The 10,845-nt window shown below is 69.7% G+C and carries 11 protein-coding genes; 1 reads left to right on the top strand and 10 read right to left on the bottom strand.

Annotated elements, in window-relative coordinates:
* The 10 genes from NBZ85_RS20470 to NBZ85_RS20425 form a co-directional block, all read right to left on the bottom strand.
* Positions 1–1,052: DegT/DnrJ/EryC1/StrS family aminotransferase (locus NBZ85_RS20470; protein WP_261562423.1), on the bottom strand; the 1,052-nt coding region annotated here is incomplete at its 3' end.
* A 17-nt stretch (positions 1,053–1,069) separates the two neighbouring features.
* Positions 1,070–1,459: a cupin domain-containing protein gene (locus NBZ85_RS20465; RefSeq protein ID WP_055752546.1), complete on the bottom strand. Its 390-nt coding sequence runs from the start codon at positions 1,457–1,459 to the stop codon at positions 1,070–1,072.
* Positions 1,450–2,403 carry a phosphotransferase family protein gene (locus tag NBZ85_RS20460; RefSeq protein WP_256790330.1) on the bottom strand — a complete coding sequence of 318 codons (954 nt, stop codon included), beginning with the start codon at positions 2,401–2,403 and terminating at the stop codon, positions 1,450–1,452. The genes NBZ85_RS20465 and NBZ85_RS20460 overlap by 10 nt, the downstream gene beginning before the upstream one ends.
* Complete coding sequence (locus NBZ85_RS20455; protein ID WP_256790328.1) at positions 2,400–3,374, bottom strand: Gfo/Idh/MocA family protein; 975 nt, start codon at positions 3,372–3,374, stop codon at positions 2,400–2,402. Before NBZ85_RS20455 ends, NBZ85_RS20460 begins: the two co-directional genes overlap by 4 nt.
* Complete coding sequence (locus NBZ85_RS20450; protein WP_256790326.1) at positions 3,371–3,979, bottom strand: AAA family ATPase; 609 nt, start codon at positions 3,977–3,979, stop codon at positions 3,371–3,373. The genes NBZ85_RS20455 and NBZ85_RS20450 overlap by 4 nt, the downstream gene beginning before the upstream one ends.
* A complete protein-coding gene (locus NBZ85_RS20445) occupies positions 3,976–5,475 on the bottom strand; it encodes a hypothetical protein (RefSeq protein WP_256790324.1) in 1,500 nt (499 codons plus the stop codon). Before NBZ85_RS20445 ends, NBZ85_RS20450 begins: the two co-directional genes overlap by 4 nt.
* Positions 5,465–6,334: a glycosyltransferase family 8 protein gene (locus NBZ85_RS20440; RefSeq protein WP_256790323.1), complete on the bottom strand. Its 870-nt coding sequence runs from the start codon at positions 6,332–6,334 to the stop codon at positions 5,465–5,467. The genes NBZ85_RS20445 and NBZ85_RS20440 overlap by 11 nt, the downstream gene beginning before the upstream one ends.
* Entirely contained in the window at positions 6,331–6,543 is a 213-nt protein-coding gene (locus NBZ85_RS20435) for a hypothetical protein (RefSeq protein WP_256790320.1), read from the bottom strand. Before NBZ85_RS20435 ends, NBZ85_RS20440 begins: the two co-directional genes overlap by 4 nt.
* On the bottom strand, positions 6,540–8,201 hold the full coding sequence (locus tag NBZ85_RS20430; protein WP_256790315.1) for an adenosylhomocysteinase: 1,662 nt from the start codon (positions 8,199–8,201) through the stop codon (positions 6,540–6,542). The genes NBZ85_RS20435 and NBZ85_RS20430 overlap by 4 nt, the downstream gene beginning before the upstream one ends.
* A 56-nt stretch (positions 8,202–8,257) precedes the next feature.
* On the bottom strand, positions 8,258–9,487 hold the full coding sequence (locus NBZ85_RS20425; protein ID WP_256790314.1) for a helix-turn-helix domain-containing protein: 1,230 nt from the start codon (positions 9,485–9,487) through the stop codon (positions 8,258–8,260).
* 435 nt (positions 9,488–9,922) lie between these two features.
* Between NBZ85_RS20425 and NBZ85_RS20420 the strand changes: the two genes are divergently transcribed.
* Positions 9,923–10,845 (top strand): helix-turn-helix domain-containing protein (locus tag NBZ85_RS20420; RefSeq protein ID WP_264762017.1); only part of this gene is annotated, 923 nt, incomplete at its 3' end.

The raw sequence follows: 10,845 nt of genomic DNA, 5'->3' as shown, positions 1-10,845 counted from the left end.
GTGCGTGGGCTGATGTCCAGCCGCTCGGCCAGCAGCGCCCCCGGCCAGTACGCCGCGATCAGGTCGGGGCGTTGGAGCAGCGGAGTCGACAGCCAGTCGGGGTAGAGCGCCCGGACGGGCACGCCGACGTTTTTGCAGGCGCTGAGCAGGGCGGCGGGGTCGGTGATCGGAGTGAGCAGGGTGAACGGCGCCCCGTACCAGCCGCGTACCGAATCCTCCGGCGCGCTGACAGGCTGGAGCGGTAGGTCGCGGTCCTCGATGAGCTGGGTGAGGTAGCTCAGGTTGGCGGCGCAGGTAGCCATCCGGTCGGACAGGGTACGGACCTGCTCGGTGGCGATCACTGCGGCCAGGGCGGGGATGCGGTACTTGTAGGAGGCTGCTGCCGGGGCCAGCGCCAGCAGGTCGGGGTCGGCGAGTTCGGCGGCGAGTCGGGTGGGATGGTGCCCGACCGTCATCGCGCGCTCGTAGAGAGTGCGGCTGTTGGTGGTCAGGACGCCGCCTTCGCCCCCGGAGACCGCCTTGGATTCCTGAAGGCTGAAGCAGCCGGCGTTCCCCCAAGACCCGACCGGGCGTTTCCGGTAGCGGGCGCCGTGGGCGTGGGAGCAGTCCTCCACGACCGGGTCGGGCAGGTGGGTGAACTGCTCCATGGGCGCGGGGATGCCGAAGGCGTGCGTGACCAGGACCGCCGAGTGCTGCCCGGTGTTGAGCTGGGCGGGGTCGAGATTGGGCGAGTCCGGGGCGAGGTCGGTGAAGACGGGGTGGCTTCCTGCGTGGAACGCGGCGGTGATCGCCGAGATCCACGTCATCGGTGACATCGCCACTCCGGCGTCGGGGTGGACGCCGACCGCATGCAGCGCTGCGTGCAGCGATGCGGTGCCGGAATTGAACGACAGCGCGTGGTCGGTGCCGGTCAACGCGCGGAAGGCGTCTTCCAACGAGGTGCAGGCGGGACCCCGGCCGATTTCCGACAGCGACCCCGACCGCAGGAGCGCGGTGACCGCAGTGATCTCGGCATCGCCGTACTTGCGGCGGCGGGGGAAGGGCAAGGTCACCCTCGGCTGGGCGTCCCTCATGCGCTTGGGCGGTACGGGACGCGGTGCCCGGCGGCATCGGCGGGGATGCGGTGCAGGTGCAGGCCGCTGGCCCCGTCAGGCAGAGCCCATGACAGCCAGAACACGTACAGGTCCGCGTCGCCGGTGACGGCGAGCACGTCGTGCTCGATACCGGCCGCGGTGTAGAGGATGTCGCCGGGCTGGACGTCGTGGTCGGCGTCGCCGAGTCGGATGACGCCCGTGCCGGAGGCGACGAACCAGAACTCGTCGAAGTCGTGGTGGTGCCGGTCGAAGTGGCTGGTGCCGTCGGCGCGCAGCCGGAACCGTCCGGCGGAGTGCGCCAGACAACCGGCCGGGCGGTTGCCGGGCGTCCAACGTTGGGCGGATGCGGTGCGGATCAGGGCCATGAGGGAGCTCCTTGAGGCCGTAGGGCGGGGAGAACGGTCGGGGTCTCGGCAGTGATCGCTGACAGGTCGGCGGTGAGAACAGCGGCGAGAAGGGCCGCGGGTTGCTGCTGGCCGCGGGTGAGGTGGAACAGCAGCAGGGAGGTGGCGATGCGGGCACGGTGCACGGTCAGCGCCCAGGTGTCGTCGACGCTGATGCCGTCGGGGAAGTAGCCCTCGATCAGCGCCAGGCTCAGGTGCGGGTGTTCCTGCACGGTGAATCCGGCCAGGTCGGCGAGGGGATCCCCGCCGCGGACGCTTTCCAGGTCGATGAATCCGCTGGTCGTGGTGGTGTCGGGGTCGTAGAAGATGTGCCGGGCCGCACAGTCGCCCAGCAGCAGATGAGGGCCGGTGTCGCGGAGGCGCCACAGATGGCTGGTGATGATCTGACGGGCGGAGGCGGCGAGCCCGCCGCTGGGGTCGACGGGTAGCCGCCCAGCTGTCCGCGGGCGGAGCGAGTCCAGGAGTGATCGGTACGGCCCGCTGCCGGTCGGGGTGAGCCTGCCGTACCCGCCGACCGTGATGCCGTGCGCGCGGCGCAGGAGCCTTCCGGCGTGCTGGGCGGCGCGGAGCACCCACGCCGAGGGTGTGCCCGGGGCCGTGCCACCGAGGGGAAGGCCGGGACAACGGGTCTCGACACAGGCCGTGGAGTCGTGCCAGAGCACTTGGGGTGCCGGGATGCCCTGGGCGGCCAGGACTTGGGCAGCCCAGGCGGCGGTCGCGTACCTGGGCGGGGGCGCCAGCGCCACCTTGATGATCAGACGTTCGCCGCTGATGGCGCGGGCGGTGAAGACGGTGTTGTCGGCGCCGCCTGCGCCCGGTGTCAAGCCGGTCCGGTCCACAGCGACGCCCGCGGCGCGAATCCGGGCGGCGAGCCCCTCGGCCGGGGGGCGATCCGCCGAGTTCACGGCTGCACCTGCCGTACGTGGGCGGGGGCACCGGAGCGCGCCGAACGCAGGGCGGCGTCGAGCAGAGCGATGGAGCCGAGCCTGGTAGGGACGGCCGGGCCACCGTGGACAGCATCGATCATGGCGGTGATGCGTGGGCCGTGGCCGTCGACGGGGAGTTCGAGCTCGGTGCTGGCTGTCCCGGCGGGTCCCAGGGTCGTGATGGTCCGCTGGCCATCCCAGCGGCACCCGTCGCCGGTGGGCAGGTCGATCCTCCAGTGCCCGTCGGCGCTGGTCCGTTGCCCGATGCCGGCGAACCCGCCATGGAAGGTGAACACCGAGTCGTCGGCGAACCGTAAGTGCGCCGAGGCGGTGGAGCAGTGGCCGCCGGGCAGCGGCAGCGGTGTCTCGACGCAGGTCACGGAGACGGCCATGGCAGCAATCAGGTGCTGGATCTGGTCGAAGGCGTGCACCGCCAGGTCCTGGATGGCGGGATGGGGTAGCCGGGACCGGAATCCGGCCGCAGGAAGAGACACGAACATGTCCGTGCTGACCGTGTACGGGCCTGGGCTGAGCGTCCGGGCCGCCTGGCAGAAAGCCAGGAACCGCCTGTCGTCGCCGCGGTTGCTCATGACGGCCAACACACGGCCCTGCACGCGGGCCAGCTCCACCAGATTGACGGCGTCATCCAGGCTCAGCGTGAGCGGCTTTTCGGTGAAGACGTGCGCCCCGTGTTCCAGGGCCGTGCGCGTGCCGGCGGCGTGGATGTCGGCCGGAGTCAGGTTGACGACGATCTGCGGCCTGGTTGCCGTGAGCGCCGTTTCCAGGCTCGGGAAGACCGGAACATCGACCAGGCCGCCCCGTCGACCGAGACGGGATGCGGCGTTCACGTCGGGGTCGGCCAGCGCGGTGATGGTGATGCGAGGGTCAGCGGCCAGGTGGGTGACCCACCGCTTCGCGATCAGCCCGCACCCGAGGACGAGGGTGTTCACCGCGCACCTTCCAAATACGGGGTGAGCAGCCTGATTGCCTGGTCGAGTACCTGACCGGCGGCGGGAGCTGCATTGACGGGCAGGCAGGTCGGGGTGAGCGGATCGGCGAAGTGGGTGTGGAACCCGCGGGTGAAGTCCGCGTCGAAGTACAGCGACGGCATCCCGACCCGGGCGCGGGCACGCGCCGCTACCACCTGATGATCGGCCTGCAGGAGCAGGGTCACCGCAGGCAGTACCGCCAGACCTCGGTCCACCTGGCGGCAGACCAGCGCTCGGGCCGTGGCGTTGGCATCCAGCCCTTGCATGAGGCCGACCGCACGCACGTGAGCCAGTAGCGTGTCGACCGTCCGGTCGAGGATCACATGGGAGCCGCCGTCGGCGGCCGTCTGGGCGCGACGCTGCCGGAGTTCCTCGATGTCCAGGTGGACAGCCAGCAGCGCGAGCTGGTCGGTTTCGTCACGGACCGGTCGGGCCGACAGCGCGGACGGGTCCGGCGCGGCTTGGTAGTAGCAGGACACGACGCTGGTGTTGCCGAGGCGGGCGGCCAAGGCGAGCGCGAGCGTGGTCTTGCCCGTGCACGACACCCCTTCGATACCGATGATCACGATCGTGTTCCCTTGTCGCGGTGGGCTTTCGGAGCGGGCGTGGTAGTGGCGTGCTGACGGCCGAGCAGGGCGTCGGCGACCGCCAGCCAGGGGCCGACGCTGCGCAGCAGGTAGGCGGCCAGCAGCTCGACGCAGTCCCGCCCGACCGTGCCCGCCGACGTGTGTTCTGAGCGGGTCTCGGCGGTCAGGACGGCCGGAACCACGGCCGTGAGGACAAGTCCGGCCCCTGCGGTCGCCTGCAGCGCCCGGCCGGACCTGGGCGCGGCGGCGGTGACGAGGGCCACCCCCGTGACCGGGCCGGCACCCAGCCAGGCGGCTGCCCGGTAGGTGGCGATCCCGGCGAGCAGGTACCGGTGGCGACGGGTCCCGTCACCGGTGCGCGCCGCCGCACGCAGGATCGTCGGGTAGTCGAGGTAGGAGCCGAACCACCGGCGGCCCTGGGAGATGATCTCTGTGACGCAGGCCGGCGATGGAACGGTCGTTGTTCGGGGGACGCTCGCCGTGGGGATGCCGCGCAGGGTGAGGGGCACCCCGGTGGGCACGTCGTCCAGCACGCTGCTCTCGCAGAGTCCGCCGATCTCGGCGAGGATGTCTCCTCGAACGAACAGGCCATGGCCGACGGGCTGTGCCAATCCCGCCCGAAGCAGAGCCGCTGGACGACGGCTGAGGGTGCCGGCGTGGTAGCGGCGGGCGTAGGGGATCTCGCGGCGCAACGTCCACACCGATTGGAGCGTCGCCGACCCACGCACCAGCCCCCGGGCAAACCCACGGCCAGCGGCCTGCGGTGCGGCGTGCAGGGCGTGCTGCTGGACAACGGACGGTCTGCCCCGCCGCGAGGAGAGCAACGCGTACACCACGGTCAGGTCCTCGACGGTGGGCCTGGAGTCGATGTCGTAGACCGCGAGGTATCCGCCGGGCGGCAACCCGCGGGCGGCGTAGTTCACCTGAGCCGCTTTGCGGCCAAGCCCGGGATAGGTGACGTGGCGGACTCTCTTGTGGGGCGCGTCGGTGAGAAGCTGACCGATCACCTCCCGGGTCAGGGGTGTTCGGGCGAGGACCGTGGCAGCGATCTCGACGGGCAGGTTGCCGCCCGTGGATGCCCGCCGGGCGGCTCGTAACGCCGCGAGTTCCTCCACCGAGAGCTGCGGGAATTCCGCCGCTCGCAATCGGCTACTGCGACTGACCGCGCGGGCGATCAGGTCCCGTTCGTGTTCCTCACGCGCGGTGGACACCATCGTCAATGACATGCCGGGAAAGGCCGGCAGGATCGTCTTCCACCAGGCCAGCGCCGTGCCGACATGCGCCTGTTCGCGTAGCACTGGAACGATGACATGCACTTCAGGCCACCGCGCTCCTGCGGACGGCTCGAACGGATGGGAGCCTGCGTCACGAAGCCAGGTGTGGGTGCGGGCCAACTGCCAGGCTCCCACGGTGTGCCGGGCCGTGAGGCTCACCGCGCAGGTCCAGGCAACGGCTCGCAGGGCGTCAGCGGCCATCGGATTCGGCCTCCTCCACGGCCCGCAGGAACTGACGGTAGAGATCCCCAGGCCGTCCCGGCGGGTAGCCTTCGCGCCACGGTTTGGCCGGCCCGGCGAAATGCAGGATGGAGGCATCCGGTTCGTCGGCCAGCAGCATCGCCAACGGCGCGTAGGGCTCTGCGTCGTCGTGGCGGTAGGTGGGCTGGGCGGCCAGCGGCGAGAGAGCGAAGGTGTTCCAGCGGCGGTCCAGCCGACACCACTGATCGTCGACGGCGACGTTCAACGCGTCCTGGTCCCACAGCCGCGCCTGTTCGGGGTGGTCGGCCAGGAAGCCGCGAGCGCGGGAGAACACCTCCTGGCGTTCGCATGCAGGCAGGTCCAGCAGCATGACGCCGGAGTTGAAGTAGTCACGGCCGGCCGGCAACCCCAGCTCCGCCCAGCCGGGCAAGGCGATCCCGGCCCCGATGACCGGGTTCTGCGGGTCGCGGACCGCACCGATCGCGGCACCCTCCAGAGAGGCGAGCAGCAACGGACGCAGATCCGCCAGCACCAGCGTGTCGACATCCAGGTAGAGAACCCTGCCGCGGTAGCCGAGCGTGTCGCCGATCGCCAGCCGTAGATAGACCGCCGCTGACACCCAGCCCGACACTGGCCCGGCCGCCGACGGAACGACCTGGTGAAAAGCGATGTTCACCGACAAGCGGTCGGCGTGCCATCGCACCCGCTCCCGGCTAGCGGCTGCCAGCTCGTCATGCAGTACCAGCACCTGCACGTCGGAATGGGCGCCGGTTGCGTTCAGCGACTCCATCAGTACACACAGCGGTCGGGCGTACCGGTCGTCTAGGCAACACACGATCGGCGTGAGCGGGTTGCTCACCGCGCCACCCCCGCCGTGGTAGTCATCCGGTCACGCTTCCGCCCCACGGGCCGGGCCAGCCCGCCGCGCAGATCCATCCGCCCTGCCCGGCCCCGCACGGAGGCCGGGCGGGTGGCGACATCCAGGTGGTGCCGGCGCGGATCGCCGGCGGGCAGGTTGACGGCAGCGCGATCCGGAACGTGGACTCCGTAGAGATCGAGGCCGGTCACAGATGCCTCCCAGGACGTGGGCCGAACATGTCCACCCATGCGGCGGCGATAGACGCACGTTGCGCCGGGGCCACCTCATAGAAGCCGGGCAGGTGCGGCTGTTCGGCCAGCAGCGCGGCGGCCACGGTCATTTCAGCCTTGACGAGGTGGATCGCCGATCCCATCGCCGAGGTGTGCAAGAAGTTCACGGCGTTGCCGTTGCCGAGCAGGAAGAACGACCGTCCGTTCTGGGAACGGATGCGGGAGACGCCAGGGAGAATGCTGCTACGGAGGTAGCCGCTACCGGGCTCAAGCAGGCCGCCCAGGTCGAATTCGTCGTCACGGGACGTGGCCCCCGCCAGGAACGCACCTTCCTTCAACAGCGGAAGATGCTTGGCCGAAAGAGCCCGGTTACCGGTCGCGGAAAAAACCAGATCGGAGCAGGCGAGCGCCTCGGTCAGATCCGCCGACGCGTACCCGACCGACAGTGCCTGTGCCTGGCGAACCGGGTCGGTGTCCAACACGAGGACCCGCACATGCCGGGAATGCAACGCGGCAGCGATCCCGGCACCGATTTTCCCATACCCCAGCACGCATGCCTGACGGCCTTGCATCACCTCGCCCAGATGACGCAACAGCGTCTCCACGGAGAACACGATCGCCTGACCCACGAGCCGGTCCTCGGGTTCCTTCAGTGGACTGCGGGCCACGCTGAAGACCGGGCACGGCAACTCCGGCAACGCTTCATACCGACGCTGCCCGTTCTCGGTGTCTTCGACCACCCCAGCGACCTGTCCCGGCAACCGCACACACAGCTCCTGCAGCGCAGGCGCGAAGTAGCCACCGATGTCAACCAGCACCACACGGCGACCCTCGGCACGACTCCGGATGTAGCCGACGAGCCAATCCGGGTCGGCGAAGCGGACGCGGTCGAGCTCGTCGCACCGGTAAACCCGTGCAGTCTCCTCCAAGACGAACTCGTTGGCTGACTTCGGTTTGGGTAAAACGGCGGCAATCCTGGTGGTGTGGCCGAGAGCGGACAAGAATTCCATCTGCCCTGGCAAGAGATGTGTGATGACCAAAGACGCCGCGGATGTGACCGGCAGCGTGGACGCCAGCCAGGCGAAAAAGGCCGCGGGCGCCGACGCAGCCGAGGCCGCGCTCGCACAGTTTTCGCCGATTTCCCGCAGGTCCTCCAAAAACGCTGCCACATGCGGAAGATCGTCCGGCGGCTCGTCGGTGTCCGCGAGTATGTCGGCTGCCGTCCAGCCCTGCCGGGAGGCCGCCTGGTCGCGGATCTGGGCGATCAATCGCCACGCCTGGTCCTCAGCGAGGATCAGCGGGCAGTTCTGCTCGCTACCATCTTCGTGGTGGACCCGGATCTTGAGCGCCCAGTGTCGGCCCGGACGATCATGGACCGGGCCTTCCAGCGCGGTGGCGTGGGTCACGGGTGAGGGGACGGGCTGCAGAGTCGACGCGTCAGCAGCCGCCGACCACTCTGTGCCACCGCCAATCGGCCGCAGATGGTAGGTGAGCCAGTCGGAACCCTCCTCGCCGGGCACGCCCACGATCACGCCAACCCGGCCACGCTGTGCGGTGTCGAGGGCCAGATCCCCCAGCCGAGGCCAGGACCGCAGCGTGACGTCCGCCGCCCCCGGCCCGCCGTGCGATGTGGTCATGCCGGGGACGGTAGGGCTCCCGCCGAACCCGAATATGAGTCAGGGGAATATGCGGGTCATCCGTCCAGGTGAAACCGGTCAGATATGCGCCGCAGCCTCTCCCGGGTGACGGCGCGTTCCGCGTAGACGAGGGAACGCAGGGTGGATCGCGCCATCGGATGGTTGCGAACCAGCTGCGGGGCAAGCCGCTCCGCCCACTCCAACTCGGTCAACGCCCGGTCCCGGTCGCCGTCCCACAACCAGGCCCGTGCCAGGTCAAGATGATGGTGGCCCTGTCGGGAGTTGGGCAGGGCAGCAATCACAGCCGGGTCCGTACGGGCGTCGAGCGCCAGCGCGCGAGTCTGATCCCCCATCTCCAATGCCACCGACACGGCGTGCACCGCGACGTTCCCGCTGGAGAACGTTAGCGAATGCCGGTCATAGACCTGCGGACCGGTTTCGGCGTCGACCCGATCAGCAGCGGACCGAGCAAACGCGATCCGGTCGATCGCCTGCTCGGGATTGCCAGCTCGGGCAGCCGAGACCGCGGCCCGAAGGTGCAGAGACCCCCAGGCCCGCACGGCGAGCTGGTCACCGCGATCGTGGGCCGGTTCCAGACCCACCAGGGCCTTGTCCAGCAATGCGAGGGAATCGGCCCAGTCGGCGGTCGCCCACATGTCCCACGCCCGCATCCAGTCGGCGACAGCGGGCAGCACCGGATCGGCCGACAGCCCCGCGGCCCACGCCGCTCGGTCGCATGCCATCGCCACAAGCTCGGGGTGTCCCAGCGAGTGGGCCGCCGTGTGGCCGAACTTGCACATCACCCCGTAGAGCGCGAAACCCTCCTCGCGCTCTCGTCCGGTCGACACCTCCGCCAGTGCACTGGCCTCCCGTAGCAAGTCCGGCAGGGTCCGCAAGATCGCGACGTTCGCTGCGGCGTCCCGCAGTCGGTGGAGCCGGGTCATCTCACCCCACAACACCCGTGACGGACGGGGCGTCCCATCGAACACCGGCGCCAGGTCGTAGCGCCGCAGCTCCCGCACAATCGAGGACGCGGCAGCCTGCCACTGGTTCTCCGCCGGGGAGCTCGTGTAAGGGCGTCTAATTAGGTCGTTGGGGTGGATATGCAACTCAGCCGCGAGCTTGTTCAACAGACCGACCCGATCCAGTTCGATCAAGCCACGCTCCATCTTGGAGACCCAGCCCTGGCTACGCTTCAGAGCTGCAGCAAGATCAGCTTGGGTCATCCCCAACCGAAGCCGGGCACGCTTGGCGCGACGGCCGATCTCCTCCGCTTCTTCCAACATCAACACACCCCCAGCTCCGCCCGATCACGTCCGATGCTGACACCCTCACGCCCTACGCGGCACTCCACAACCACCAGCAACCTTTTTCGCAAGACTGATCAATCGCAGTGTGTCGTATCTGGCGGGACGTAGTACCACCGCGCCGGTAGGCGCTATCCGACGAGGTGCGGGGAGCTCATTCCCGTTTGCATGGTGTCCGCGGGATCAAGGGGCAGGTCACCTGCTGTCCCGGTGCGACGACGGCACGCCTAACCCCGCGAGGTTCGGCGGAGTAGGAAGGCGGCGATGGAGTGGGTGACGGTCCCGTTACGGTGGAAGTGATCCGTGCCGGTGCGGTGCGGTACGGCCGTCCGGCGCGGCACCGGGCATGGAACGGAGGTGGGGTGCGTGGTGAAGGTGAGCCTGCGGGTGGAGCAGAACGAGCTGCGTGCGCGGATGCGGGCGGTCGGGATGACGCACGAGGAAGCCGCGGTCGAGTTCGCCCGCCGCTACCGGCTGCGCCCCCGGGCGGCGTTTCGTCATGCGTTCGGGTGGACGTTGCAGGAGGCCGCCAACCAGATCAACGCCCATGCCAGCCGTACCGGCGTTGATCCAGATGGCATGCCGGTGATGAGCGGCCCGCGGTTGAGTGAGGTGGAGAACTGGCCGTTTCCCGATCGGCGCCGGCCGACTCCGCAGGTCCTCGCGCTGCTCGCTGCCGTGTACGGCACCGATGTTCATCGCCTTCTGGACCTTGAGGATCGGGAGCGGCTCAGCCCGCAGGACCGGCTGCTACTCAACCGCATGCGGTGGGACACCGCGGATTCCGACCGTCAGGCCCATGGGAATGCGGGCGCGCGAGGTGTACCGGGGCAGCGTGGGGTGGATCGGGTCGGCCCGGTGGCCTATGACCTGTTCCGTCGCGAGCAGGACGACGGCGGTGTGGCGCGGCCCGTGGCTGCCGGCGGTGGGTTTCTCGACGGTGACGAGGAGGAGCGGCTGCGCCGTGCGGTGTCCCGGCCGAGCCGAGTGGATGGTCGGGTGGTGGCGTCGTTGGCGGCGATCCTGGCCCAGCAGCGGGCAACTGAGGACCTGATCGGCTCGGCCCGGCTGCTGGTCCCGGTCGTGGCGCAGCTCGGCGAGGTGGAGCGGCTGATCGGCGAGGCGTCGGGGCGGGTGCGGGGGCCGCTGGTGGAGATCGGCGCGCAGTGGGCCGAGTTCGCCGGCTGGCTGCACATCTCCACCGGCCGCTGGCCGGCGGCACGTGGCTGGCTGGACCGGGCCGCGGAGTGGGCGTGGGAGGCGGACGAGGTCACCCTGCACGCGACCACGATCAGCTTCAAGGGACATCTCGCGTTCCACCTCGGCCAGCTCGACGC

This window comes from Frankia tisae (assembly GCF_025403405.1).
GTDB classification, from domain to species: Bacteria; Actinomycetota; Actinomycetes; order Frankiales; family Frankiaceae; genus Frankia; species Frankia tisai.
The sequence above is the reverse complement of the archived record's forward strand: the minus strand, read 5'-3'. Positions and strand labels throughout refer to the sequence as shown.